Origin of the sequence: Tateyamaria algicola (assembly GCF_047715485.1) — a bacterium.
GTDB lineage: Bacteria > Pseudomonadota > Alphaproteobacteria > Rhodobacterales > Rhodobacteraceae > Tateyamaria.
Genome location: NZ_CP180422.1, coordinates 2989849 through 3014036, shown reverse-complemented (window position 1 = coordinate 3014036; position 24188 = coordinate 2989849). Strand labels below are relative to the sequence as shown.

Sequence of the window (24188 nt, the reverse complement as noted above, 5' to 3'; positions counted from 1 at the left end):
CCATGGCCGACAAGACCTCACCACAATCGCGCCCGACCCCGCTCGGCATCTATGACAAGCCCAAACACGGGGGCGTCACGGGTATCGAAGTGGCCGCCTTGATCATGTCCGCGATCTGGCTGGTCGGGGCGGCGGCGTTCTTTCTGCTGTCCGGCGGCGGTGACGGGCAGCCGACGGGCGCGGAGGGTCTGCGCTTTCTCATCACGATGCTCGCGGTGTTCATGCCCGTGGCGATGATCTGGGTCGCGGCGACTGCTGCACGCTCCAGCCGCGTGATGCGCGAGGAAAGCCAGCGCTTGCAGGCCGCCATCGACGCGATCCGCCAGGCCTATATCGCCCAGGCCCAGGGGCGCGACCTGTCCACCGAACCTTCGGTGGCGCGCAAACTGGACGAAATCGCCGCCGCTGCGCGCAAGACCGAAACCGCGCTCGCCACCTTTCAAAGCCGCCGCGACGGTGACGGCCCGCCGCGCGCCGCTGCGGCCCAACCGGCCCCTGCCGCGCCGGATGCGGGCGACCAGCCCGCCCTCGCCCTTGGCACCACAGCCGAAGACATGGCGCCGCCCCTTGCCACGCAGGATTTCATCCGCGCCCTCAACTTCCCCGAAACGGCCGAAGACGAGGAAGGCTTTGCCGCGCTGCGCAAGGCGATGAAGGACCGCGAGACCGCGCAGCTGATCCAGGCCGCACAGGACATCCTGACCCTGCTCAGCCAGGACGGCATCTACATGGACGATCTGCGCCCTGACCGCGCGCGGCCCGAAATCTGGCGCCAGTTCGCCAGTGGCGCACGTGGGCGGTCCGTCGCAGCGCTCGGTGGGGTAAGGGATCGTTCATCCCTGGCGCTGACCGCCGGGCGGATGAAGCAGGATCCGATCTTTCGCGATGCCGCGCATCACTTCCTGCGCCGCTTTGACAAGACCGTGTCGGCCTTTGCCGAAATCGCATCGGATGCAGATGTGTCTGCCCTCAGCGACACGCGCACCGCGCGCGCCTTCATGTTGCTGGGCCGCGTTGCGGGCACGTTCGACTAAAGGCCAAAGCCGCTCCACGGGATGTACCGGACCAGGTCGCCACGGCGCACCTGCATGGCGTGATCGGGCAGTTCGACCAGCCCCTCGGCCCAGGCCAGCCCACTGATCCGCCCGGATCCTTCAGAGGCAAAGACCTCGACCTCGCCCCCGACCATACGTGCCCGCAGGTATTCGCGACGCCCCGCCTTCTTCTGTTTCTCAAAGGCGGCAGGCACCATAAACCCCTGCGGCGCGGACCACTCCGCCCCCGCCATCTGCGCCAGCGCAGGTGCACCAAAGACCAGCGTGCAGACCATCGCCGCGACCGGGTTGCCGGGCAGTCCGAAGACGGGGGTTCCCTGCCACATGCCCAGCGCCAAGGGGCGGCCCGGCTTGATCGCGATGCGCCAGAGCGCCATGGCCCCCGCTTCGTTCAGGAGGGCCGAGACGTGATCGTGATCCCCCGCCGAGGCGCCCCCGCTGGTCAGGATCACATCGACCTGGCCCGCAGCATCATCCAGCCGCGCCGCAAGCGCTGCACGGTCATCCGCCACCTGCCCAAGGTCCACCGCGTGGTGTCCCAGCTTGGAAACCAACCCCATCAGCATCGGCCGGTTCGCGTCGTAAATCTGGCCCGGCCCGGCATCCGCCCCGGCGGGCACCAGTTCGTTTCCCGTGGACAGGATGCCGACACGCAGGGGCGCGTAAACCGGAACCGCGTTCGCACCGACAGCCGACAGCAGCGCCTCGTCCGCGGGCGTCACCCGCCGCCCCCGGTGCACAACGACATCGCCTGCCGCGACGTCCTCACCAGCCTTTCGGGTGTTGGCGCCGTGTTTAATCGGGCCTGTGAAACTGATCGTGTTGCCGCTTACCGTCACGTCTTCTTGCAGGATCACGGTGTCGACCCCAGGGGGCAAGGCGGCGCCGGTCAGGATACGGATGGCTGTCCCCGCGGGGACAACGGTGTCGGGTGCGGCGCCCGCCGCCATATCTTCGGCCATGACCGACATCTGGTGGGGCCCTTCGCCGCGTCCGTTAAGGAAACCGTAACCATCTACAGCCGTGTTCGGCAGCGGGGGATGGGCGCGGGGCGCGATGATGTCGGCCGAGACGATCCGGTCCAGAGCCTGGCCAACAGGCACCTGCGTCGTGCCGACAACCGGGCCAAGGCGCGATTTGAGACTGGCCAAGGCCTCGTCCACCGGTGTCCAGTGGACGCCCGGCGGCAAGGCAAAGCAGTCGTTTTTCAAGGGCATCGGAGCGCCAGCCAGAGCGGCACGCAGGGCCGTTTCGTGCCCGAGGCCGAGGCCGAGAATCCAGCCCTCCACCCCGTCCCCTTCACGCAGCATCGCGTCGAGCGCGGTATGGGGCAGGCCCGCAAACGCCTCGGCCAGCACGCGCACCTGCGCGCGGTCCTTGATCTCATCCGCGCCCTGACGGGCTGCCACCTCACCCGCGAGCATCGAGGGGTAAACCTCGGCCAGAACAATTGGCGTGTCCGGGGCCTGAAACGGGCTGACCGAAAGCGCCGGGCCATAGTTATCCCGCAAGGCCTGAAGCCGTGCAATCCCGAGCAAGGCCTGTGAACCAACAGAGCCGGTTGTGTAGAGTTTCCAACAAGGCTGCGCAGAGGGTATCCGCAACTCCACCTGCCGCTTTTCCGGCATCCCGTGGCCATGGCGCGCCGTTCCCCTGGCGGGCAAATCCGCGTCTTCCAAACCCGCAGGACAGCCCCAGAACGGACCCACACCGGGAAAAAGGCGATTGAGGGCGCGCGCCACGTCAAAGCGGTTGTTGGCATTGTCATCGCCGTCTTCGATGCGCGCTGAGAGCGCAGACCAAAGCGCCAGCGGATCATCGACGCCCACAACCGCACGGCCAAAGCCGGCAGGATAGCCAAAGGGGAAATCAAAGCCCGCCAATACGCGCTGACCCGCAGCCAGTGCTGCATCGAACTGCGCCCGCAGGCGGGTCATCACATCGGCGCGGGTGCGGTGATAGGAACACTGTGTGCCCTTTGCATCCACCACCGCCATCCAGATCGCATCTGGCGACGGCTTTTTCGGGGATGGCACCTTGGAGGCTGACCAATCGACAATGATGATCCTGTCAAACCCCGCGCCTGTTTTCACAACCCCACCTCGGCCAGAATGAAATCGGCAATCGCTGCGGTGTCGTTCAGATCGAACACGGGCCGATCCAGCGTCAGGGCCGTGTCGCTGGCCACCGCGCGGATGGTCGGATCATCCGGCGCGATCAACGGGTTGCCCGTCACGGCGCGGTGTGCTTCGACCTTGGGATGGGTGTCGCGTTTGTACCCTTCGACCAGCACCAGATCGACGGGGGCGAGTTTGGAGAGCAGTTCGGCAAGCGTCGGCTCATCCTCATCGCGCAACTCGTGCATCAGGGCAAAGCGGTTGCGCGAGGCCAGCAGCACCTCGGTCGCACCTGCCACGCGGTGGCGGTAACTGTCCTTGCCCGCGTGATCCACGTCAAAGCTGTGATGGGCATGTTTCACGGTCGACACCCGGTGGCCGCGCCCCGTGATCTCGGTCACCAGCCGTTCCATCAGCCCGGTTTTGCCCGCGTTTTTCCAGCCGACCACGCCGTAAAGTCTCATAACATGTCCTCGGCCTTGATCAGATCATCGGGTGTGTTGACGTTAAAGAATGCAGCCTCGTCCGCGAATGCGGCAAGTCGGCCATCGTGCCGGTCCGTCCACAGCACGACCTTGCGCACACCGTCATTGAGCGCGGCCCGCAGATCGTCGCGCAGCGCGACGGGCCAGAGGCCGAAAGTCGGGTGCCGCGCCATGCCCCGTTTGGGATCGGGTGTGGCGGCCAGGGCGAGCGGATGCGCCGTCCCTTCGGTCGCCAGTTGCAGTTGCGGCACCAGATCGCAGGGAAAGAACGGCGTGTCCGCCGCCGCCGTCACAATCGTGTCTGCCCCTTGGGTCGCCGCCCAATCCAGACCGGCAAGCACCCCGGCAAGGGGGCCAGCGAACCCGTCGATGCTGTCGGGTATCACCGGGATGTTCAGATCGGCAAAGCGCGCAGGGTCGCCATTGGCATTGAGCGCGATGTCCGACACCTGCGGCTCAAGCCGTTCGATCACGCGCGCCAGCAAGGTCTGGTCGCCCAGCATGCGCAGCCCCTTGTCGCCGCCGCCCATGCGCGTGGCCTGCCCGCCCGCGAGGATAATACCGATTGGTGGGGTCATTGGGCGCTTTTCCTGCGCGCCTTTTTCGGCTCGTCCGCGATGGCAGCGGGGTCGGCGTCCCGCACCAGCCGTTCTTCGCCGCTGAGGCAGACAAAGCGCTGGCCGCGCATCCGCCCGATCAGCGTCAGCCCGACCTGCTGCGCGATCTCGACCCCCCAAGCGGTAAAGCCCGAGCGCGAGGCCAGGACCGGGATGCCCATCATCGCCGTCTTGATCACCATTTCGGATGTCAGGCGCCCCGTGGTGTAAAGGATCTTGTCATGTGCCGGGACGGTGTTGGCCATCATCCAGCCAGCGATCTTGTCGACCGCGTTGTGGCGGCCCACGTCTTCCATATAGACCAGCGGCTGGTCGTCCTGGCACAGTACTGTGCCGTGAATTGCCCCCGCCTCGAGGTAGAGAGAGGGCGTGCGGTTGATCCGCGCCGCCAGCGTATAGAGCGCAGAGGTGCGCACCGGTGTGGCGGGCAATTGCACGTCCTCCAGCCCCTCCATCATGTCGCCAAAGACGGTGCCGACAGCGCAGCCACTGGTGCGCGTCTTTTTCTTGAGCTTTTCCTCGTGATTGGTGGGGGCGGCGGTGCGCACGACGACGGTTTCAAGTTCCTCGTCGTAATCGACACCGGTGACGGTATCCGCCGCACTCAGCATTCCCTGATTGCGCAGGAACCCCAGCGCTAGAAAATCGGGGTAGTCGCCGATGGTCATCGCCGTGACGATTTCCTGGCTGTTGAGAAAGATGGTCAGGGGCCGTTCCTCGACCACCGAGATTTCGATGGCGGTGCCCGTCTGGTCGTGGCCGACAACGCGGCGGGTCAGTCGTGCGGCCCCCGGATCGGGCGCAATCACATAGCCTGTCAGATCATTGTCGCGTGCCAATTGCGTTCCCCGGACTGCGTGGTAGGTATTTCCTGTGCGTCCAACCTAAGGCCCAGCCATGCCCTTCACCACCACCAATTCCGCCTTTTGGGCGGGCGTACGCGACGGTGCGCCTTTTGTGGTGGTTGCGGGCCCCTTTGCCCTGCTGTTCGGGGTGCTGGCGACCGAGGCCGGGTTGAACATTTTCGAGGTCATCGGCTTTTCCGTCGTGGTGATTGCGGGGGCGGCCCAATTCACCGCCTTGCAACTGATGCAGGACGAGGCGCCGACGATCATCGTGCTGATCTCGGCCCTGGCCGTGAACCTGCGCGTGGCGATGTATTCGGCGGCGTTGACGCCCTATTTGGGCGGTGCGCCGATCTGGCAGCGCATCTTTGCCGCCTACCTGCTGGTCGATCAGAGCTATGCCCTCAGCCACGCCAAGTTCGATGCGGACACGTCCATGACCGTGCCCCAGCGCATGGCCTACTTCTTTGGCACCTGCCTGTTGGTCATGATCGCGTGGTTCGGGTGCAGCTATCTGGGGGCCGCGTTGGGCGCGACACTGCCTGCGGACCTGCCGTTGGATTTCGCGTTGCCCATCGCCTTCCTGTCGATGGTGGCGCCGATGATGCGCACCCTGCCCCACCTGATTGCGGCGGCGGTGGCGGTGGTGGTTGCCCTGCTCGCCGTCTCTATCCCCTATTCGCTGGGCCTGATCGTTGCGGGCACGGCGGGCATGATGGCGGGCGCGCAGGCCGAGTTGTGGCTGAAGGGGCGCGACACATGATCGACAAGAGCACGCTGTGGATCGTGATCGCGGGTCTGGGCGCGGGCAGTTTCCTGCTGCGCTTTACCTTTCTCGGTTTTGTCGGGGATCGCCCGCTGCCTGCATGGCTGCTGCGCCATCTGCGCTATACGGCCGTGGCCATCCTGCCTGCACTGGTGGCCCCGCTGGTGGTCTATTCGGGCGAGGGGGGTAGCACCGAGCCGACGCGCGTTGTCGCCGCCATCGTGACGCTGGCGGTCGGGATCTGGACCAGAAACGTCTTTGCAGGGATCGGTGCAGGCGCGCTGGCCCTGTTCCTGCTGGTCTATGGGGTGGGATAGGAGCGCCGCGCCCTTGGGACGGCGGGTGGGGCGTCTTTGCCAGGGGCAAAGAGCGTCCGCCCGGCGTCAATCGGGCAGAACGATGCCTTCGACACCTTCAACGATGCCGCCTTCGTCATCTTCAAAGTATTTCTCTTCGCGCACACCGGGGCGGGACGCGAGTTGTTCCATCAGCTTGGTGGGAAACAGCGTCTGCTGGATATCCTCGAAACCGGGCACCCGTTGCAGCAGACCCGTCGTTGCGCTGGTGCAAAAGGCGCGCGGCACGGCCCCGTTTGTCGTGGCAAGGCGCAGTGCGATGGCGGCCTGTTCCGGTGTCACCTCAAAGGTCTGGCTGACCACGTGAAAGGTGCTGCGGGCATGGGCGCTCTTGTACCCTTTGAGCACGGCGGGTGAGACTCCATAAAGCACGTCTTCCTGCTCGGGCACGCGGTCATTCACGAAAGAACCCGCGGGATCAAAGATCACCCGCTGGGTGCCGTTGATCATCAGCGCGGAATGCGCGCCCTTGCCGTTGCGGTTGCTGACCATCGTGAAGATGGTGAACGTGTTGGGCCCCGGTTCGCGGTAGGCCGATGCGGCCACCCGTTCATCACTGGCATAGGGCACTGTGGGCGCTTGCGCGCAGGCTGCCAAAACAGAACAGACAGCCAAGGCTGCGATCACACGCATCACAATTCTCCCGCAAGGGCCTTAAAAAAAATCAGCTGATGAAAATAGCCATGCCGATGATGATTACAAGGATCACGACGACCGACCAAGTGGTCCACTGCATGAACCCGTCAAAGGTCTTTTCGTTTTCCTTGATGTCCATTTCACCGTGTTTGTGATCTGCCATGACCGGCTTCCTTCTTAAATTGGCTTGGCCGCGCTTTAGCCTATCTGCGCGGGCCTGTCACTGCGTCTTTGGCGCACAAGGGGTGCGACCTGTTCACGCCTCTTCGAGGTCTTGCGCCAGACGGAAACCGATCCGGTTGGGTTCGGCCTGTTCCACCGCCTTGGGCAGGGCGCGCAGCATCACGTTCAACTGGCTCACATGCTGGATCAGCTGGGTCTTTGCCCCCGTCGGGTCGCTGCCGTAGAAGGTCACGATATCCGGATCGAAATAGCCCATGCCTTCGATCCGCAGGATGCCCGCATCGCCACCGGTAAAGCCCATGGCCACCTCGTGCTCGTTGTCCAGGCTTTCCTCGAAGTTCTTGAGATACATGATGATGCGCTCATAAGCCCATTGCGCCGGGCTTTTCTTGTCAGCGGGTGTCTTGGTGATGCCCCCCGGCACCGGCTGATCGGCTACGTTGCGCGCGCTGGCATCGGCATGGACCTCGTGGCAGCGTGGCAGTGCCTCCGCCTCATGCGCCTCTGCTGCGGTCTTGATCTCGGAGTTCATGTCTTACCCTTTGCGTTGATAGACCCACGCACCATCGTCCCGTTTGCTCCGGGTGGCGCGCCCGTCCTGGTGAAGGTGCGACAGATGGGCGATGGCTTCAACCAGGGCGAGGCCATATTCCCCCGCGCCGATCTTGCGCTTGAACAGCGGCACAAAGCAGTCGGCGGCGGCCTTGGGCGTGTCGATATAGTCGAGCAGCCGGTCAAGCGCGCCGTGGTGATTGTCGATCAGCTGCCGCATCCGCGTCGGCAGGCCGGTAAAGGGCAGCTTGTGCCCGCCCAGCACAAGATGATCCTCGCGCGCCAGAGGGGCCAGCCGTTCGCAAGCCTCGAGCCAGTCGCCAATCGGGTCGGCCATGGGTTCGGTCGCGTAGACCCCGATATTGGGGCTGATCGAGGGCAGTATCTGATCCCCCGAAAGCACGAGGTTGTCGTCACGGCTCCAGAACGTGGCGTGTTCGGGGGCGTGGCCATTGCCGATATGGATGTCCCAAGTACGCGCGCCCATGACGATCGTGTCGCCCTGTTTGATCCGCGTGTAGCCCAGCGGCATGGGCGCAACGATGTCACCAAAGTTGAACGGGCGTTCGCCCGCGCGCTGGTCATAGATCGCGCGGTCCATGCCTGCGCTGAGGTAAAAATCGAGCGTTTCCTGCGTGGGCGTTTCCTGCACATCCAGCGTCAGCATCCGCGCAAACAGCCAGGCGGTGCGCGTGGTGATCAGTTCGGCGCCAAAGTCGGTCTGCAGCCAGCCTGCAAGGCCGACGTGATCGGGGTGATGGTGCGTGACGACAACACGGCGGATCGGTTTGCCCGCCAGCGGGCCATCCATCAGTGCCTGCCAGATGCCCCTTGTCTTGTTCGAGGCAAAGCCTGTGTCGATCACCGTCCAGCCGTCGCCATCATCCAGCGCATAGACGTTCACGTGGTCCAGCTTCATCGGCAGCGGCAGGCGGCACCACAGCACGCCCGGGGCGACTTCGATGGCGGTGCCGTGCTCTGGCGGGTCCGCCCACGGGTATCTGAGGCCAGTGGGCGGTGCGTCTTTCATCAGGCGGCGAACTCTTCCGGGGTCAGGGCATATATGTCGTAATCCCCTGCCTGCGCCTGCGCAAGCAGGCTGTCATGTTCCGGCAGCAGGCGCTGGATATAGAAGCGCGCCACCTTTTCGCGGGCACCGCCCTGATCGTTCAGCGCCGATTGCAGGTGGATGTGGCCGCCCAGCACCCGCGCAAAGGCGCGCAGGTATGGCACAGCTCCCGAAAAGCGGACGCGGTGATTTTGAGCGATCATCCATTCGGTGGTTTCGCGCAGGGATTCGCTGGCCTGCCAGACGGCTTCGGCCATCTTGGGGAAGGTGCCGCGCGCCTCTTCGGCCGCGGCCTCGATCTCGTCAAAGATGCGGGCGGCCGCTTCGCCCCCGTCCATCATCTTGCGCGCGACAAGGTCCATGGCCTGAATGCCGTTGGTGCCTTCGTAGATCGTGGTCACCCGCACGTCGCGGGCATATTGCGCCGCGCCCGTTTCCTCGACAAAGCCCATGCCGCCATGGACCTGGATGCCCATGCCCGCGACCTCGTTGCCGATATCGGTGCCAAAGGCCTTGGCGATGGGTGTCAGCAGGGCGGCGCGGGATTTCCACGCAGGATCATCCGTGGCGGTGGTCATGTCGATGGCCACGGCGCAGGCCAGTGCGATGCCGCGCGCCGCGTAGGTTTCGGCGCGCATGGTCATCAGCATCCGGCGCACATCAGCGTGGTCGATGATGGTGCCTGTTTCGCCTTCGGTGCGGCCCTGTTTGCGGTCCAGCGCATAGGACAGCGCGTGTTGATAGGCGCCCTCGGCCGCCCCCACGCCCTGCCCGCCCACACCGAGGCGGGCATTGTTCATCATGGTGAACATGGCCGCCATGCCACCCCCCGGCGCGCCGACCATCCAGCCGGTGGCCCCGTCATATTGCATCACGCAGGTGGGCGAGCCGTGCAGGCCCATCTTGTGTTCCAGGCTGACCACCTTGAGGCTGTTGGCCACGCCCGCATTGCCCTGCTCGTCCGGCAAGTTGCGCGGCACGAGGAACAGGCTGATCCCCTTGGTGCCCGCGGGCGCGCCCGGCAGGCGGGCCAGCACGAGGTGGCAGACGTTGTCGGTAAAGTCGTTGTCGCCCCAGGAGATATAGATTTTCTGACCCGAGATGGCGTAGGTGCCGTCGCCATTGTCCTCGGCCTTGGAGCTCAGCGCGCCCACATCCGATCCCGCCTGCGGCTCGGTCAGGTTCATGGTGCCTGTCCACTCGCCCGAGATCAGCTTGGGCAGGTACAGGTCCTTGATGGCGTCAGAGGCGTGGTGTTCCAGCGCTTCGATTTGGCCTTGCGTCATCAGCGGGGCGAGTTGCAGTGACAGGCAGGCCGCGCTCATCATCTCGTTCACGGCACTTGTCACGGCCATGGGCAGGCCCATGCCGCCATATTCGGGGTCCGCTGCCATGCCGACCCAGCCGCCCTCCGCAATGGCTTTGTACCCCTCGGCATAGCCGGGCGAGGTGCGCACGACCCCGTTCTCGAGCCGGGCGGGATGCAGATCGCCTGCGCGTTGCAGCGGGGCCACCACGTCTTCGCACAGCTTGCCCGCCTCGGTCAGGATGGCTGTCGTCACATCCGGCGTGGCATCGGCAAAACGGTCGGTGGCGGTGACCTGATCCAGACCAACAACGTGGTCAAACAGAAAGGTATAGTCGTCGACGGGGGCACGGTAGGACATGAGGCAGGCTCCGGGATCAATGTCTTGGCAAGCGGGTGGGCTGCGCGTAAATGGGCATCTTTGAATGATAGATGCGGGTGCGTGCGCGCTATCGCAACTCAAACGCCGCGTCACAGGGCGCGGGCAGGACGGATATGGGCGTGATCACGACCAGAATGCTGAAACCGGATGCAGATGGCGTGGCCGCAGCGGCAGACCTGCTGGCGGGTGGCGCTCTGGTCGCCTTCCCGACCGAGACGGTCTATGGCCTGGGCGGGGACGCACGCAACGGACGCGCGGTTGCGGGGATTTTCGCAGCCAAGGGGCGGCCCAGTTTCAACCCGCTGATCGTGCATGTCCCCGATCTGGACGCCGCACAGTCCATCGGGACGTTCGACGCCCCGATGCGGCGGCTGGCGCAGGCGTTCTGGCCCGGCCCCCTGACCCTGGTGGTGCCACTGGCAGAGGGGCACGGGTTGTCGCCCCTCGTCACCGCCGGGCTTGAGACCGTGGCCATTCGCGTTCCGGCCCATCCTTTGGCGCGTGATCTGTTGGCAGCCTTCGGCGGCGCGGTAGCGGCCCCTTCGGCCAACCCGTCCGGGCGGATCAGCCCCACGACACCCGCCCATGTACTGGCGGGACTGGACGGCAAGATCGCGGCAATCCTCGATGGCGGCGCCTGTGCCGTGGGACTGGAATCGACCATCATCGGGGGCACGCCGCTGGCCCTGCTGCGCCCCGGCGGGCTTGCGGTGGAAGAGATCGAGGCGATCACCGGGCCGCTGGCGCGCGCAGGCACCGCGATCACGGCACCGGGACAGCTGGCGTCGCACTATGCGCCATCTTCGGCAGTGCGGCTGAACGCCAATTGCGCGCAGGCGGGCGAGGTGCTGCTGGGGTTTGGCCCGATGCAATCCGATCTGAACCTGTCGGCCAGTGGCGATCTGGTCGAGGCCGCAGCCAACCTGTTCGGGCATCTGCACAGGCTCGATGCGATGCAAAGGCCCATTGCCGTGGCCCCCGTCCCCGATTGTGGGCTGGGCCGCGCCATCAACGACCGCCTGCGCCGGGCCGCCGCGCCGCGCTAGGGCGGAGGACACCTCCGCCTTACGGGATTCCGGACATCGCCATGTAAGGCGCAGCTTGGTGCGCCCTGCTGTGGCCGACATGGCGCGCAGGATCATCAAACCGGGTAAGGCGCACCTCAGGTGCGCCTTACGTCAGGCCCGCCCGGCCTCGCCCGACAGGCCAAGGGGGTCGATGCCCAGCGCCTGCAAGGCGCCCATCCACTTGTCACCGTCCCGGGTGCCAAAGACCAGTTCAGGTTCTGCATCCACGGTCAGCCAGCCATTCTGGGCGATCTCGCCCTCAAGCTGTCCCGGCCCCCAGCCTGCATAGCCCAGCATCACAAGGGACCGCGCGGGCCCCGCCCCGCTTGCCAGATCCTCCAGCACATCGAGCGTCGCCGTCATGCCGAACCCGTCGCACACGTCCAGCGTCAGCAGGCGCGAGCGATAGTCGGTGCTGTGCAGCACAAAGCCGCGCGATGTCTCAACCGGTCCGCCAAAGTGGACAGGCATCCGGCGCGCCGCATCCTGGCCCTTGATGTCGAGCTGGTCCAGCAACTCGCCCAGCCCCATATCCTGCGCGGGCTTGTTCACGATCAGCCCCATTGCCCCATCCGCAGAATGGGCACAGACAAAGACAACCGAGCGGTCAAAACGGGGGTCACCCATTCCGGGCATCGCCACCAACAACGCACCGGTCAGATCAAGGGATAGGGGATCGGGCATGTGCCATCCTGTTGCGGTCACACCTACAACATGCCGCTGTTACCGGGGCGTCACAAGGCCCAGCAATGCCGCAGGCAGGCCCCCGCGCACAGATCACCCACTGGATCGTGACTTGGATTTTATCACGGCTGTCGTCATGTAGGGCGCATGATATCTCGATTTGCCTCTTTCGCCGCGTTTGCCCTATGCGCCAGCGCATTGCCCGCCGCCGCCCAGACCTCATTTGACGATGTGGTCAAAACCGAGGTGCTGCAAGGCTGGGACCTGCCCGATGGCCGCCGCGTCGCCGCCCTGCGCCTGACCCTTGCACCGGGTTGGAAGACCTATTGGCGCGCGCCGGGCGATGCGGGCATTCCCCCCAATTCGACTGGAGCCGGGCGCGCAATCTGGGCGATGTGGCGATCACCTGGCCCACGCCCCGTGTCTATGTGCAGAACGGCATGCGCTCGATCGGATACAAGAACGAGGTCGTGATCCCGATGCATGTGACACCGGCAAGGCCCGACAAACCTGTGCGGATGCGCGCCACCCTATCGATGGGTGTCTGCGCCGACGTCTGCATGCCCCATCAGGTCAAGATCGACACGATGCTGGATGCGCCTGATCCGCGCCCCACCCCGGCCATTGTCGCCGCTCTGGCGGATGCGCCCTATGCCGCCAGCGAGGCCGGCGTGCGCAGTGCCACCTGCCACCTGCGCCCCACCGATCACGGGATGGAGATCGAGGCCCATGTCGCCCTGCCCCATACCGGCGGCACCGAGGTGGCAGTTATCGAGACCGGCACCGCCGGTCTGTGGATCAGCGAGGCCCGCACCACCCGCGAGGGCGGCACCGTCGTTGCGGTGAGCGAAATGATACATCCCGATGGCGGCGCCTTTGGCATCGACCGCTCGGCCGTGCGCATCACCATTCTGGGCGGGGACTACGCCGTGGACATCAAGGGCTGCACCGGCGGTTAGGCCGCGCGCCAGCGCATCAGCTGATATCCCAGTGCGCCCAGCACATAGGCCACAAAGCCCAGCGCCAGCACCCCTGCGGAAAACAGCGCAAGCGCCGCGGGCATCGCGCCCACCTCGCCCAGCTGCGGCACGACCTGCATCAGTTGCGCAGGCAGCGCGCCCAGCACCAGCGCATATCCCAGCGTCACGGCAAACCACGCCAACACCATCGCCCATAGCGCCATGAACCCCCAGCGCACCGAGGCGGCAGGCGAGACAAGCCCGCGCCGCATCGCCTTGATCTGGCGCGCCACGTCATGCTGCATCGCCACCAGCGCAGGCACCACCAGCAGCACCAGCACCATGCCAAAGCCCAAGCCGTAGACCAGCGTGATGATCGTGGGTTTGAGGAACTGCGCCTGCTGCGACGTCTCATAAAGCAGCGGGGCCATGCCCAGCACGGTCGTCAGCGTGGTCAGCATCACTGGCCGCAGCCGATCCGCCGCCCCGTCGATGATCGACGGGAACAGCCCGCGATCCTTGGCGTATTCGTCGATGGTCGTGACCAGCACGATGGAATCGTTGATGATGATCCCCGTCATGCCGAGCAGCCCCACCACCGTGAACATGCTCAGCGGCACGTCCCATAGCGCGTGGCCATAGATCGTGCCCACCAGGCCAAAGGGGATGATCGCCATCACGACGATGGGCCGTGTCCAACTGGAGAACACCCAGGCCAACACCAGATAGATGCCTGCAAGGCACAGGATCAGCCCGGTCATCGCATCGCTGAGGAAATCATTCTCCTGCTCGTTCAGGCCCGACTGGCGGAACTCGACCTGCCGTTCGGCGGCGATGGTGGGCAGGATGTCATCGGCCAGCGCGTCGTTGATCTCGGTGGCGCGGGCCGGGTCGTCTTCGGAGATGTCGCCGGTGACCGAAATCAGCCGGATCCCGTTTTCACGCCGCACCGTGCTGAAACCCGTGCGCCGCTCGACGCTGACGATATCGGCCAGCGGTACGTAGCTGCCCTCGGGCGTGCGCATCTGGGTGCGATCGAGAAAGTCTGCCGTCAGCTCATCGCTGGGCAGTTCCACACGGATTTCTGCGCTGCGCGGCCCATCGGGATAGGTCGCCGCCTCGATCCCGTTCAGACGGTCGCGCAAGGCGCGGCCCAGCGTGTCGATGGTAAAGCCCAGCGCCTGACCCTGCGGAGTGAGATCAAGGATCAACTCTTCCTTGTCATAGGCGAGGTTGTCCTCGACCGCGCTGACTTCGGGATATTGCAGGAGGGCGCGTTTGAGGTCTTCTGACGCGGCTTTGAGCGTGTCGGTGTCCGCGCCGAAAAACTCGACATCAAGCGCATCGCCACCGGGGCCAGAGCGCCAGCCGCGAAAGCTGACCGTTTCGGCCAACGGGTGATGCACGACAGCATCCTGCAACTCGGCCACGAAGGCGAAAGAGGTATAGGGGCGCAGATCAGCGTCGATCAGTTCGATGGAAATGCCGCCCAGCAGATCATTGTCCTTGCTGTCGGTGCCCGCCAGACCCCGCCCCGCATTGCCGCCGATCTCGGCAATCACATAGTCGATAGGGTTACGGCCATACCGCTCTTCAAAAGAGGCGCCCAGCGCTTCGGTGGCCCGCTGCATCTCGCGCATCATCTCGAGCGTGTCGGTGCGTGTGGCCCCTTCGACCATGGCGAAGTTGCCGGTGACCGATCCGCGCTCGGGCGCGTTGAAGAACCGCCATTGCACATCGCCCTGAATGAACAGCGCGACCTGGCTGGCCAGCACCACGCATACGCCCGCCAACACCGCATAACGCGCTGTGATCACCCCGGCCATGAAGGGGCGGAACAGCTTTTCGCGCATCCATGTAAAGCCGTGATTGACGATGACCGACGGGGTATCGAACCCTTTGGCGCCCATGGCCGCCACCCAAGCACGTTTGCGCGCACGCGGTGACACCAGGAAAAGCGCGGCCGCGATGGCAGGACCTGCGGCAAGGTAGGGCACAGCATCGGCAAGGGAGCCGACGTCGTCGGGCCACAGGACAAAACCCAAGCCGCCGGACACCACGGCCGTCACAGCAGTCACGACCGCGATGGCGATGGCCAGTTTCACGCGGCTGAACCGGGCCTTGTCGGATCCGTTCAGGGCGTGGCCCATGTGGTGTGGCAGGATTAGAAAGCATTCCACAAGCGAGGCAACCAGCACCATGATCACCGTGTAGGGGATATCCCGGATCAGGTCGCCAAAGCGCCCGCCCACGGCCACAAGGCCAAAGAAGGCAATCACCGTTGTCAGAGTCGCGGCAAAGACGGGCATCGCCATCCGGCGCGCGGCGTTTTCGGCCGCGACGAGGGGCGGCTCGCCATAGGTGCGGTAGCGGTGATCTGCATGTTCCCCCACCACGATGGCGTCATCCACGACGATCCCCAGCGTGATGATCAGGCCAAAGAGAGAGACCATGTTGATCGTCAGCCCGCCGATGTACATCAGCGCAATGGCCGCAAACAGCGCCACGGGAATGCCCGCCGCCACCCAGAAGGCGGTGCGCGCATTGAGGAACAGGAACAGCAGCGTGACCACGAGGGCCAGACCCACCAGCGCATTGTCGATCAGGATATTCAGACGGGCCGAGATCGCCTCGGACCGGGTGCGGATCAATTCCACCGTGACCGAAGGCGGCAGCGTGGCTTGCAAGGCGGCAGCGACGTCTTCGACCTGGGCCTGCAGAGCAATGGCGTCGCCCCGGTTCGAGCGGTCCACGCGGATGGACACGGCGGGATTATCGCCCACGAAATAGCTGCGGTCGCGGGCGGCGCCAAGTTGCTCGACCGTGGCCACATCGCGAATGCGCAGTTTGGACCCGTCGGGGTTCGAGCGCAGGACGATGCCGCCGATCTGGTCGGGGGTGCGTTTCTGCGTGCCCGTGCGCACACGCGCATTGGCCCCGGTCACATCGCCTGCGGGGTCCGTGTCGACCTCGGCAGCGATGGCGGCGGCGATCTCGGACATGGTGACCTCGTTCGCGATCAGTTGCAGCGACGGCACCTCGACCAGTGTCTGGGGCGCGGCCACGCCGCGGATCGTGGTGCGCGTGACCCCTTGGGCAAAGAGGCGCACAACCAGTTCATCCGCAAAGAGGCCCAGTTGCTGCGGACCGACCGGACCGGTGATGACGACATCCGTCACGCGGTCGCGCCAGGCGCCACGGCGCACGGTGGGTTCATCCGCGTCATCCGGCAATGTGGTGATGCCATCGACCGCCGTCTGCACGTCGTCCGCTGCGCGGCCCATATCCCAGCCGGGTTCGAATTCCAGCGTGATCGTGCCCGTCCCCTCGCGCGAATTGGCAGAGGAGGATTCGACCCCCTCTACCGCCAGCAGGCTGGGTTCGAGCACCTGTACGATCGCGGCATCGACATCCTCGGCCCCTGCCCCGTCCCACGCCACGTTGACGGTGACGTTGTCCACGATCACATCGGGAAAGAACTGGGCGCGCATGTTGGGCATGGCCACGACACCGGCCACTAGCATCACCAGCAGCAGCAGATTGGCGACCGTGCGGTGGCGCACGAAATAGCTGAGGATGCCGCCCGCCGCCTTGGGGATGCCGCGCGCCATCGCCTAGCCCCCCATCCGGCTTTCGATGCGTTCGACCATCTGGGCCGGAACAAGGTCTTCGCCGAGGCGGGTGAGCACGCGGGCCTTGGCCTCGGCCGGCATGCGCTGATTGCTTTCGATGAAGGCAACAAGGCGCGCGCGGCGTTCAGCGCTCAGCTCAAGCATCTCGGGCGCTTCGGGGGCCGCGCCGACCTCGAGCGGACGCAAGGGGCGCACCGAAATGCCGGGGCCCAGCAGGGGCGAACGGGCCTCGACCACGTCGCGGCCGACCAGGTCGGCGCTGCGCACCAGCACATCATCGCCCTGACGGCGCAACAGGCGCACCTCGACAGCTTCAAGCCGGTTTTCCTCGCCCAGCACCAGCACGGTGCTGTTGGCATCAATTGCCGACGCCGGCAGGCGCACCACGTTTTCAAGGGGTGGTTCCTGCACGGCCACAGTGACAAAATCGCCCGGTTTGAAGCCCAGCGCGCTGTCCAGGCGGGCAAAGACAAGCCGCCCGGTCTGCATCTCGCCTGCGCCGGCGCTGGCGCGGCTGATCCGACCCTCTGCCGTGAGGTCCACGCCAGAGACGTCCAACGTTGCCGTGACAGGTGCCGTGATCAGTACCCCATTCGCATCCAGCAGCCGCGCAAATTGCGCCGTGGACAGGCGAAAGGCCACCTCGAGCGCGCCGGGATCGATCAGCACCGCCAGCTTTTCATTGGCCGAAGCCAGGCGCCCGGCCACCACATCCGTTTCGCTGAGCGTGCCGTCAAAGGGGGCGATCAGCGTCGTATCTTCAAGCGCGCGCTCGGCGTCGCGCAGATCGATGCGGCTGCGCGCAAGGCGAGTTACGGATTGATCTATGCGCGCCTCGGCGGCTGTGACGGCCTGCCTGCGCGACAAGACTGACTGGCGCGCGGACGCCGCGGCCAGTTCTGCCGCCTCCACCGCCGCTGCAGTGCCCACGCCGCGCGCGGCCAGATCGACCTGACGCTCGTAGGCGCGCTGTTGCAGATTGGCCTGATCCTGAGCCGCCCTTTCCTCGTCCCGGGACAGGATCAAGGTGCGCTCGGCGTCGCGCATTTCAGCCTCGGCATCCAGAATGTCCGCCTCTGCCCGCTCGAACGCGGCCTGCGCGACGGCGGGATCAATACGCAACAGCACTTGGCCTGCGCGGACGGCGCCGCCATCCTCGAACGCCTCGGCCAGTTCGACGATCCGCCCCGACGCAGCCGCACGCAATTCCAGCCGCCTGCGGCTTTCGATCTCGCCAAAGCTTTCGAGGACGGGTGTTTCTGTGCCCGGCTCCGCGCGCACGACCCCCACGGCAAAGACACGCTCGCGGGCGGGTGGCGCCTTGGTCTCGCGCGCCAGCCGTTCCTGAACGGCGCCCCCCACCAGTTGACCGGCATAGGCCAGCAGGCCGAGGCTGAGTGCCGCCAGCACCAGCCCGATCAGACTCTGCCTCAAAAATCGCATCTTTTCACGCCTTTACCCGCAGGGTGTGTTGCCGACTATAAGTTAGAACTGCATGCAAGAATACCAAGCAACAAAGCTGTTACGTATGCCGCGCCTATTTCCGTCGCTGATGTTCGTCCAAACGCGGAAGTATTTCGACAAAATTGCAGGGGCGGTGGCGGTAATCGAGCTGGCGGCCCAGAATTTCATCCCATGCGTCCTTGCAGGCCCCCGGGCTGCCGGGCAGGGCAAACAGGTAAGTGCCGTTGCGCACGCCCCCCGTCGCGCGGCTTTGCACAGCGCTTGTCCCGATCTTCTGCATGGATACGATGGTGAACACGGTGCCGAATGCGTCGATCTCCTTTTCATAGACGTCGCGGTGCGCCTCGACCGTGACATCGCGCCCGGTCAGGCCCGTGCCCCCGGTCGAAATCACCACGTCAATGTCAGGGTCATCGCACCAGGCGCGCAACTGATCGGCGATCTGGGCGCGCTCATCCGGCAGAATGCGGCGATCCGCCAGCAAGTGGCCCGCATCCACGATGCGGCTGACCAGAACGTCGCCCGAACGGTCATCCTCCATTCCCCGGCTGTCGCTGACGGTCAGCACGGCGATGCGAATGGCGATGAAATCAATCGTGTCGTCAATCCGGCTCATGCCCGCTCCAATATCGCAAGGCGGGCGGCGAGGCCCGCAAACACACTGGCGGTGATCCAGTCCAGCACCCGGCTGCCGCGCGCCAGGCGTTGTCCTGCGCCGCTGGCAAAGACCCCGACCCCCCCGTTGATCACAAAGCCCCCGGCGCTGAGCACTGCGCCGAAAATCAGGAACTGGACCAGCACCGACCCGGCCTCGGGCACAACGAATTGCGGCACAAAGGCCAGCACGAACAAGATGACCTTGGGGTTCGTCAGATTCACGATCAACCCCGCGCGAAAGGCGCGGCGTGGCGGTTGCATGGGCACATCCGCCGCGTGCGGGATGCGCAGCGTCTGCACCGCCAGCCACAATAGGTACGCAACGCCGACCCAGCGGATCACCTCGAACGCCACCGGCACAGTTGCGACCAGCGCACCGAGGCCCAGCCCCGCAAGGGCCATGTGGATGAACGCCCCCAGCGCAATGCCCCCGCTGGCCGCCCAGGCCGCACGCGGGCCGGATCGCAGGCCCTGACCAAGGCAGAACATCATGTCCGCCCCCGGCGTCAGGTTCAGCGCCAACCCGGCAGGCACAAAGGCCAGAAGCATGACCGGATCAACCATCGCGCAAACGTGCCTTGAGGCTCAAGAGGTCAGCCCAGGCCTCGCGCTTGGCTGCCGGATTGCGCAGCAGGTAAGCCGGGTGGAACATCGGCAGCGCGGGCTTGCCTTGCGCCTCGGTCCAGTCTCCGCGCAGCCGCGTGATGCCGCGCTTGCCCAGCAACGCCTGACAGGAATGGTTGCCCACGACCACCAGCACATCCGGGTTGGCTAGCGCGATATGACGGTGCAGGAACGGCTGCATCATCGCGATCTCATCCGGTTTCGGGTCGCGGTTCTGTGGCGGGCGCCAGGGCAGCACATTGGTGATGTAGACCGACGTCTCCCGGCTCAGGTCAATCGCCGCCAGCATCTTGTCGAGCAATTGGCCCGCGCGCCCCACAAAGGGGCGGCCTTCGCGGTCCTCGTCCCGGCCCGGTGCCTCGCCCACGATCATCACCCGCGCGCCGGGCACCCCGTCGGAAAACACGAGATTGCGCGCGCCGCGCTTCAACTCGCAATGCTCGTACGCGCCAAGGGCCGCGCGCAGACCGTCCAGATCCTGCGCCGCCTCTGCGGCCGCGCGTGCCGCGGCAACAGGGTCTGGCCCTGCAACAGGTGCAGACATCACGCTGGGTGCAGCAACCGGGGCGGCCTTGGGTTTGGGGACAGAGGCAGGCACGTCATAGCGGTCCACCGCCGTATCGCCGATCGTCTCGTCCACACCCAGCTCGATCTGCCAGGCCAGGGCCGCCAATGCGTTATGATACTCAGCCGATTCCATGCCCTGATCCTAAACCGGGCGCACGCGAACCAAAATGCCCCTTCAGCGTTCCGACAAATATGCATGGCCCAACGCTTGCCGCGACCGCCTCGGGGCGCATATAAGCCCCTGACTGCGCCAAGGGACTGCCATGACCTTCACCCACCGCCACCTTCTGGGGATCGAGCATCTGCGCCCCGAAGAAATCGTGACCCTGCTTGATCTTGCCGAAGACTACGTGGCCCTGAACCGCGCCGCGGAAAAGCATGGGGATGCGCTGGCAGGCCTGACCCAGATCAACATGTTCTTTGAAAACTCCACCCGCACCCAGGCCAGTTTCGAATTGGCGGGCAAGCGGTTGGGCGCGGATGTGATGAACATGGCGATGCAGGCCTCCTCGATCTCCAAGGGGGAAACCCTGATCGACACCGCCATGACGCTGAACGCGATGCACCCCGACCTGCTGGTGGTGCGCCACCCGCATTCCGGAGCGGTGGACCTGCTGGCGCAAAAGGTGAATTGCGCGGTGCTGAATGCCGGTGACGGGCGGCATGAACACCCGACCCAAGCCCTGCTGGATGCCCTCACGATCCGCCGGGCCAAGGGGCGGCTGCACCGTCTCAACATCGCGATCTGTGGCGACATCGCCCATTCCCGCGTGGCCCGGTCCAACATCATCCTGCTGGGCAAGATGGAAAACCGCATCCGCCTGATCGGCCCGCCCACCCTGATGCCCTCAGGCATCGCCGAGTTCGGCTGCGAGGTCTATGACGACATGGCCGAGGGTCTTGAGGATGTGGACGTGGTCATGATGCTGCGCCTGCAACGCGAGCGGATGGATGGCGGTTTCATCCCGTCCGAGCGGGAATATTACCACCGATTTGGCCTTGATGCGGACAAGCTGGCCGTGGCCAAACCGGACGCCATCGTGATGCACCCCGGCCCGATGAACCGGGGCGTGGAGATTGACGGCACACTGGCCGATGACATCAACCGCAGTGTCATCCAGGACCAGGTCGAAATGGGTGTGGCTGTGCGCATGGCCGCGATGGACCTCTTGGCGCGCAACCTCGCAAACGTGCGGGGGGCGGCATGACCGGGGCCACAGCCGACCTGATGCCGGGCGAAACGCTGCTTTACAGCTGGGGCATTTCGGCACGCTCGTTCTTTGTCCGCGTGGGCGCGATTGTCGGGATCTGGGTGATCCTTGGCCAGGTGGGCAGCCTTGGGCAAGACCTGTCCGTGACCTTGCTGGCCGTGCCTGGCGCTGTGGTGTTCGGGCTGTTTTACATGTGGGTGTTCGGTGAACTCGACCTATGGGCGCAACACCGCGACACCAACTGGCATCTGACCGACAGGGCCATCCACATCGTGCCCGGTGATGATCTGCCCGCCCGCCTGCCGCTGGCCGAAATTCGGCGTATCAACCGCTGGCCGCTGTGGTCGCTGGTGGTCCGCTTCAACTCGGGCACGGCCACCACATTGCCTATCCCGCCCCGCCCCAAAGAGCTGCGCCAGCGCATCCTTGCGGCCCGGGCCAAGGTCATCCCCGAGGGCACGTCATGATCCCGCCCATCGACATTGCGGCGAGCGAGGTCGGCGTGATCCGTGTCTTTGCTCTGTCCATGACCGACACCGAAGCCAAGGCGCTGAAGGATGACCCCGCAGCCCTCAACATGTCGCTGGGTGCGGATGTGGACGCCGAACAGGTCGAGCTGTTTCCCATCACCGACCTCGAAGGGGTCGGGCTGGTCGGCTATCTGGCCGAAGGCAACGCTGTGCCCATGGACCAGCTCACCCCCGACCGGGCCAAGCTGGACCGCGTGGGCGGCTGGGTCATGATCCTCTTTTCCCGCGCCTTTGGCGGGCAGGCGGCCACGCTGACACCCTCGCCCGCGCTGACGCTGATCGGCACGTATGGCGAGACGCGCACCGACTGGTCAGCCACGCAGACAATCACCTCGGAGGCGGCGAAACCCTACACCGCCCCTACCGAAACGGTGAAAAAGAAACCCTCTGATGCCGCCATTTCGGGGCGGATCGCGATGTTTGTATTGATCGGTCTGGCGATCTTTACGTGGCTCTTCATATGGATCGCCGGATGACCGACACCCTGTTCACCAATGCCAAGCTGATCGACCCGGAAGGCGGCACCATCACCACCGGGGCGCTCGCTGTCACGGATGGCAAAATCTCAGCCGTGATCACCGATGGCACGCCGCACCCGGAGGCGCGGGAGGTTATCGATTGCGACCGCAAGCACCTCGCCCCGGGTCTGGTCGATATCGGGGTCAAGGTCTGCGAGCCGGGAGAGCGGCACAAGGAAAGCTTTGGTTCTGCCGGGTTGGCGGCGGCGGCAGGCGGTGTCACCACCATGGTCACGCGGCCCGACACAGACCCCGTGATCGACAACCCCGAAACGCTGGAATTCGTCATCCGCCGCGCGCGCGAGGCCGCACCGGTCAACGTGCTGCCCATGGCAGCCCTGACCAAGGGGCGGCAGGGGCGCGAGATGACCGAGATCGGGTTCCTGCTGGATGCGGGCGCTGTTGCCTTCACCGATTGCGACCACGTGGTCACCGACAGCAAGGTGTTTGCCCGCGCCCTGACCTATGCGCGAAGCCTTGGGGCGCTGGTGCTGGGCCACCCGCAGGATCCGGGGCTGAGCGCCGGGGCCGCCGCCACCTCGGGCAAGTTCGCCAGCTTGCGCGGTTTGCCTGCCGTGTCGCCGATGGCTGAGCGGATGGGCCTGGACCGCGACATTGCCATGATCGAGATGACCGGCGCGCGCTACCATGCCGACCAGATCACCGCTGCGCGCGCCCTGCCCCCGCTCGAGCGGGCCAAGGGCAACGGGTTCGACATCACGGCAGGCACCTCGATCCACCACCTGACGCTCAATGCGCTGGACGTGGCCGACTACCGCACCTTCTTCAAGATCAAGCCGCCGCTGCGGGACGAAGACGACCGCCTTGCCATCGCCGAGGCCGTTCAATCCGGGCTGATCGACATCATCAGTTCGATGCACACACCCCAGGACGAGGAAAGCAAACGCCTGCCCTTCGAGGCCGCTGCGTCGGGTGCCGTCGCGCTCGAAACATTGCTGCCTGCCGCGATGCGTCTGTTCCATTCCGATCACGTCGACCTGCCGACGCTCTGGCGCGCCATGTCGCTGAACCCGGCGCGTCGGCTGGGGCTGGATGCCGGGCGGCTGGCCGTCGGCGCGCCTGCTGACCTCGTGCTGTTCGATCCGCATGCGCCTTTCGTGATGGATCGCGCCACACTCCATTCCAAATCGCGCAACACGCCCTTTGATGGTGCGCGGATGCAGGGTAAGGTGCTGGCAACATTCGTTTCCGGCCGTTCCGTATACCAAAGACCTTAAATGCCCCTTCTCGAAACAACTCCCGCCCTCCTCGTCCTGTGGGCCCTGATCGGCTACGGCCTCGGGTCGATCCCGTTTGGCATGGTGCTGGCGCGTCTCATGAACCTCGGCAATTTGCGCGACATTGGGTCCGGGAACATCGGGGCCACCAACGTGCTGCGCACAGGAAACAAGACCGCCGCCGCGCTGACCCTTCTGCTGGATGCAGGGAAAGGCGCTGCCGCGCTGCTGCTCGCCCGCGCAGTGACGGGGCATGAGGACGCCGCACAACTTGCCGGCCTTGCCGCGATGCTGGGGCATTGCTATCCGGTCTGGCTGAAATTCAAAGGCGGCAAGGGGGTTGCGACCTTCCTCGGTCTGCTGCTGGCCTTGCACTTTCCTGTCGGCCTTGGCGCATGTATCGCGTGGCTGGTGGGTGCAGGTGTGTTCCGCATCTCGTCCATGGGCGCGCTTGTGGCGGCTGCGGCCTCGACCTTTCTGATGATGTTCCTGGACAAGCCGGATGCATTGCTGCTGGGCGTCGTGTTGACCTTGCTGATCTTTTGGCGTCACCGCGCCAACATCTCGCGCATTCGCGCCGGAACCGAACCCAAGATCGGCCAGAAATCCACGTGAGCTTTGCCACGGCGCTGGCTGCCCTGCCCCTTGGCACTTTCAAGGGGACGGCG

25 protein-coding genes are annotated in these 24188 nt (G+C 65.3%); 10 read left to right on the top strand and 15 right to left on the bottom strand.

Annotation, left to right across the window (positions count from 1 at the left end; translation table 11 throughout):
- The first annotated feature begins 2 nt into the window (after window positions 1–2).
- Complete coding sequence (locus ACMHLQ_RS17245; RefSeq protein WP_415401937.1) at window positions 3–1034, top strand: hypothetical protein; 1032 nt, start codon at window positions 3–5, stop codon at window positions 1032–1034.
- Here the strand turns inward: ACMHLQ_RS17245 and glp are convergent.
- From glp to ACMHLQ_RS17225, 4 genes are read right to left on the bottom strand one after another with little or no spacing between them, the layout of a single operon-like run.
- A complete protein-coding gene (gene glp / locus ACMHLQ_RS17240; protein ID WP_415401936.1) occupies window positions 1031–3148 on the bottom strand; it encodes a gephyrin-like molybdotransferase Glp in 2118 nt (705 codons plus the stop codon). The genes ACMHLQ_RS17245 and glp overlap by 4 nt on opposite strands.
- On the bottom strand, window positions 3145–3636 hold the full coding sequence (gene mobB / locus ACMHLQ_RS17235) for a molybdopterin-guanine dinucleotide biosynthesis protein B (RefSeq protein ID WP_415401935.1): 492 nt from the start codon (window positions 3634–3636) through the stop codon (window positions 3145–3147). Before mobB ends, glp begins: the two co-directional genes overlap by 4 nt.
- Entirely contained in the window at window positions 3633–4235 is a 603-nt protein-coding gene (gene mobA, locus ACMHLQ_RS17230) for a molybdenum cofactor guanylyltransferase MobA (RefSeq protein ID WP_415401934.1), read from the bottom strand. Before mobA ends, mobB begins: the two co-directional genes overlap by 4 nt.
- Window positions 4232–5113 carry a formate dehydrogenase accessory sulfurtransferase FdhD gene (locus ACMHLQ_RS17225; protein ID WP_415401933.1) on the bottom strand — a complete coding sequence of 294 codons (882 nt, stop codon included), beginning with the start codon at window positions 5111–5113 and terminating at the stop codon, window positions 4232–4234. Before ACMHLQ_RS17225 ends, mobA begins: the two co-directional genes overlap by 4 nt.
- Before the next feature lie 58 nt (window positions 5114–5171).
- Here ACMHLQ_RS17225 and ACMHLQ_RS17220 point away from each other — a divergent pair, with 58 nt between their 5' ends.
- Together ACMHLQ_RS17220 and ACMHLQ_RS17215 are read left to right on the top strand one after the other, a co-directional pair.
- A complete protein-coding gene (locus tag ACMHLQ_RS17220; protein ID WP_415401932.1) occupies window positions 5172–5882 on the top strand; it encodes an AzlC family ABC transporter permease in 711 nt (236 codons plus the stop codon).
- Window positions 5879–6202, top strand: coding sequence for an AzlD domain-containing protein (locus ACMHLQ_RS17215; protein WP_415401931.1), 324 nt, complete (start codon window positions 5879–5881; stop codon window positions 6200–6202). The genes ACMHLQ_RS17220 and ACMHLQ_RS17215 overlap by 4 nt, the downstream gene beginning before the upstream one ends.
- A gap of 66 nt (window positions 6203–6268) precedes the next feature.
- Here ACMHLQ_RS17215 and ACMHLQ_RS17210 read toward each other — a convergent pair whose 3' ends face one another.
- The 5 genes from ACMHLQ_RS17210 to ACMHLQ_RS17190 all read right to left on the bottom strand — a co-directional run bounded on the left by ACMHLQ_RS17210 (window position 6269) and on the right by ACMHLQ_RS17190 (window position 10348).
- The gene (locus tag ACMHLQ_RS17210; RefSeq protein WP_415401930.1) at window positions 6269–6874 is read right to left on the bottom strand and encodes a hypothetical protein; all 606 of its coding nucleotides are present in this window, start codon (window positions 6872–6874) and stop codon (window positions 6269–6271) included.
- A gap of 31 nt (window positions 6875–6905) precedes the next feature.
- Window positions 6906–7040 (bottom strand): aa3-type cytochrome c oxidase subunit IV, encoded by a 135-nt coding sequence (locus ACMHLQ_RS17205; protein WP_415401929.1) that lies wholly within the window; start codon window positions 7038–7040, stop codon window positions 6906–6908.
- A 93-nt stretch (window positions 7041–7133) separates the two neighbouring features.
- Window positions 7134–7592 carry a DUF6173 family protein gene (locus ACMHLQ_RS17200; protein WP_415401928.1) on the bottom strand — a complete coding sequence of 153 codons (459 nt, stop codon included), beginning with the start codon at window positions 7590–7592 and terminating at the stop codon, window positions 7134–7136.
- A gap of 3 nt (window positions 7593–7595) precedes the next feature.
- Complete coding sequence (locus tag ACMHLQ_RS17195; RefSeq protein ID WP_415401927.1) at window positions 7596–8642, bottom strand: MBL fold metallo-hydrolase; 1047 nt, start codon at window positions 8640–8642, stop codon at window positions 7596–7598.
- Window positions 8642–10348, bottom strand: a complete 1707-nt coding sequence (locus tag ACMHLQ_RS17190; protein ID WP_415401926.1) for an acyl-CoA dehydrogenase — start codon at window positions 10346–10348, stop codon at window positions 8642–8644. Before ACMHLQ_RS17190 ends, ACMHLQ_RS17195 begins: the two co-directional genes overlap by 1 nt.
- A gap of 134 nt (window positions 10349–10482) precedes the next feature.
- Between ACMHLQ_RS17190 and ACMHLQ_RS17185 the strand changes: the two genes are divergently transcribed.
- On the top strand, window positions 10483–11415 hold the full coding sequence (locus ACMHLQ_RS17185) for an L-threonylcarbamoyladenylate synthase (RefSeq protein WP_415405306.1): 933 nt from the start codon (window positions 10483–10485) through the stop codon (window positions 11413–11415).
- A gap of 132 nt (window positions 11416–11547) precedes the next feature.
- Here the strand turns inward: ACMHLQ_RS17185 and ACMHLQ_RS17180 are convergent, their stop codons facing one another.
- Window positions 11548–12120 (bottom strand): YqgE/AlgH family protein, encoded by a 573-nt coding sequence (locus tag ACMHLQ_RS17180; RefSeq protein ID WP_415401925.1) that lies wholly within the window; start codon window positions 12118–12120, stop codon window positions 11548–11550.
- Window positions 12121–12434: 314 nt separating this feature from the next.
- Between ACMHLQ_RS17180 and ACMHLQ_RS17175 the strand changes: the two genes are divergently transcribed.
- Entirely contained in the window at window positions 12435–13079 is a 645-nt protein-coding gene (locus ACMHLQ_RS17175; RefSeq protein ID WP_415401924.1) for a protein-disulfide reductase DsbD domain-containing protein, read from the top strand.
- Here the strand turns inward: ACMHLQ_RS17175 and ACMHLQ_RS17170 are convergent.
- The 5 genes from ACMHLQ_RS17170 to ACMHLQ_RS17150 form a co-directional block, all read right to left on the bottom strand.
- Entirely contained in the window at window positions 13076–16690 is a 3615-nt protein-coding gene (locus tag ACMHLQ_RS17170) for an efflux RND transporter permease subunit (protein ID WP_415401923.1), read from the bottom strand. The genes ACMHLQ_RS17175 and ACMHLQ_RS17170 overlap by 4 nt on opposite strands.
- Window positions 16691–16693: 3 nt before the next feature.
- On the bottom strand, window positions 16694–18154 hold the full coding sequence (locus ACMHLQ_RS17165; RefSeq protein WP_415401922.1) for an efflux RND transporter periplasmic adaptor subunit: 1461 nt from the start codon (window positions 18152–18154) through the stop codon (window positions 16694–16696).
- A gap of 94 nt (window positions 18155–18248) precedes the next feature.
- Window positions 18249–18791 (bottom strand): molybdenum cofactor biosynthesis protein B, encoded by a 543-nt coding sequence (gene moaB, locus ACMHLQ_RS17160; RefSeq protein ID WP_415401921.1) that lies wholly within the window; start codon window positions 18789–18791, stop codon window positions 18249–18251.
- Window positions 18788–19396: a LysE family translocator gene (locus tag ACMHLQ_RS17155; RefSeq protein ID WP_415401920.1), complete on the bottom strand. Its 609-nt coding sequence runs from the start codon at window positions 19394–19396 to the stop codon at window positions 18788–18790. The genes moaB and ACMHLQ_RS17155 overlap by 4 nt, the downstream gene beginning before the upstream one ends.
- Window positions 19389–20156: a uracil-DNA glycosylase gene (locus tag ACMHLQ_RS17150; RefSeq protein WP_415401919.1), complete on the bottom strand. Its 768-nt coding sequence runs from the start codon at window positions 20154–20156 to the stop codon at window positions 19389–19391. Before ACMHLQ_RS17150 ends, ACMHLQ_RS17155 begins: the two co-directional genes overlap by 8 nt.
- A 130-nt stretch (window positions 20157–20286) precedes the next feature.
- Here ACMHLQ_RS17150 and ACMHLQ_RS17145 point away from each other — a divergent pair, with 130 nt between their 5' ends.
- From ACMHLQ_RS17145 to plsY, 5 genes are read left to right on the top strand one after another with little or no spacing between them, the layout of a single operon-like run.
- A complete protein-coding gene (locus tag ACMHLQ_RS17145) occupies window positions 20287–21231 on the top strand; it encodes an aspartate carbamoyltransferase catalytic subunit (protein ID WP_415401918.1) in 945 nt (314 codons plus the stop codon).
- The gene (locus tag ACMHLQ_RS17140; RefSeq protein ID WP_415401917.1) at window positions 21228–21701 is read left to right on the top strand and encodes a hypothetical protein; all 474 of its coding nucleotides are present in this window, start codon (window positions 21228–21230) and stop codon (window positions 21699–21701) included. The genes ACMHLQ_RS17145 and ACMHLQ_RS17140 overlap by 4 nt, the downstream gene beginning before the upstream one ends.
- Window positions 21698–22240: a hypothetical protein gene (locus tag ACMHLQ_RS17135; RefSeq protein ID WP_415401916.1), complete on the top strand. Its 543-nt coding sequence runs from the start codon at window positions 21698–21700 to the stop codon at window positions 22238–22240. Before ACMHLQ_RS17140 ends, ACMHLQ_RS17135 begins: the two co-directional genes overlap by 4 nt.
- Window positions 22237–23520, top strand: coding sequence for a dihydroorotase (pyrC, locus tag ACMHLQ_RS17130; RefSeq protein WP_415401915.1), 1284 nt, complete (start codon window positions 22237–22239; stop codon window positions 23518–23520). Before ACMHLQ_RS17135 ends, pyrC begins: the two co-directional genes overlap by 4 nt.
- The gene (gene plsY, locus ACMHLQ_RS17125; RefSeq protein WP_415401914.1) at window positions 23521–24135 is read left to right on the top strand and encodes a glycerol-3-phosphate 1-O-acyltransferase PlsY; all 615 of its coding nucleotides are present in this window, start codon (window positions 23521–23523) and stop codon (window positions 24133–24135) included.
- Window positions 24136–24188: the final 53 nt, after the last annotated feature.

Bases quoted from the DNA above. Each gene is read 5' to 3' on its own strand.
- ACMHLQ_RS17245 (WP_415401937.1), top strand. From the start codon at position 3: ATGGCCGACAAGACCTCACCACAATCGCGCCCGACCCCGCTCGGCATC.
- mobB (WP_415401935.1), bottom strand. From the start codon at position 3,636: ATGAGACTTTACGGCGTGGTCGGCTGGAAAAACGCGGGCAAAACCGGG.
- mobA (WP_415401934.1), bottom strand. From the start codon at position 4,235: ATGACCCCACCAATCGGTATTATCCTCGCGGGCGGGCAGGCCACGCGC.
- ACMHLQ_RS17220 (WP_415401932.1), top strand. From the start codon at position 5,172: ATGCCCTTCACCACCACCAATTCCGCCTTTTGGGCGGGCGTACGCGAC.
- ACMHLQ_RS17215 (WP_415401931.1), top strand. From the start codon at position 5,879: ATGATCGACAAGAGCACGCTGTGGATCGTGATCGCGGGTCTGGGCGCG.
- ACMHLQ_RS17210 (WP_415401930.1), bottom strand. From the start codon at position 6,874: ATGCGTGTGATCGCAGCCTTGGCTGTCTGTTCTGTTTTGGCAGCCTGC.
- ACMHLQ_RS17205 (WP_415401929.1), bottom strand. From the start codon at position 7,040: ATGGCAGATCACAAACACGGTGAAATGGACATCAAGGAAAACGAAAAG.
- ACMHLQ_RS17200 (WP_415401928.1), bottom strand. From the start codon at position 7,592: ATGAACTCCGAGATCAAGACCGCAGCAGAGGCGCATGAGGCGGAGGCA.
- ACMHLQ_RS17195 (WP_415401927.1), bottom strand. From the start codon at position 8,642: ATGAAAGACGCACCGCCCACTGGCCTCAGATACCCGTGGGCGGACCCG.
- ACMHLQ_RS17190 (WP_415401926.1), bottom strand. From the start codon at position 10,348: ATGTCCTACCGTGCCCCCGTCGACGACTATACCTTTCTGTTTGACCAC.
- ACMHLQ_RS17185 (WP_415405306.1), top strand. From the start codon at position 10,483: ATGGGCGTGATCACGACCAGAATGCTGAAACCGGATGCAGATGGCGTG.
- ACMHLQ_RS17180 (WP_415401925.1), bottom strand. From the start codon at position 12,120: ATGCCCGATCCCCTATCCCTTGATCTGACCGGTGCGTTGTTGGTGGCG.
- ACMHLQ_RS17170 (WP_415401923.1), bottom strand. From the start codon at position 16,690: ATGGCGCGCGGCATCCCCAAGGCGGCGGGCGGCATCCTCAGCTATTTC.
- ACMHLQ_RS17165 (WP_415401922.1), bottom strand. From the start codon at position 18,154: ATGCGATTTTTGAGGCAGAGTCTGATCGGGCTGGTGCTGGCGGCACTC.
- moaB (WP_415401921.1), bottom strand. From the start codon at position 18,791: ATGAGCCGGATTGACGACACGATTGATTTCATCGCCATTCGCATCGCC.
- ACMHLQ_RS17155 (WP_415401920.1), bottom strand. From the start codon at position 19,396: ATGGTTGATCCGGTCATGCTTCTGGCCTTTGTGCCTGCCGGGTTGGCG.
- ACMHLQ_RS17150 (WP_415401919.1), bottom strand. From the start codon at position 20,156: ATGGAATCGGCTGAGTATCATAACGCATTGGCGGCCCTGGCCTGGCAG.
- ACMHLQ_RS17145 (WP_415401918.1), top strand. From the start codon at position 20,287: ATGACCTTCACCCACCGCCACCTTCTGGGGATCGAGCATCTGCGCCCC.
- ACMHLQ_RS17140 (WP_415401917.1), top strand. From the start codon at position 21,228: ATGACCGGGGCCACAGCCGACCTGATGCCGGGCGAAACGCTGCTTTAC.
- ACMHLQ_RS17135 (WP_415401916.1), top strand. From the start codon at position 21,698: ATGATCCCGCCCATCGACATTGCGGCGAGCGAGGTCGGCGTGATCCGT.
- pyrC (WP_415401915.1), top strand. From the start codon at position 22,237: ATGACCGACACCCTGTTCACCAATGCCAAGCTGATCGACCCGGAAGGC.
- plsY (WP_415401914.1), top strand. From the start codon at position 23,521: ATGCCCCTTCTCGAAACAACTCCCGCCCTCCTCGTCCTGTGGGCCCTG.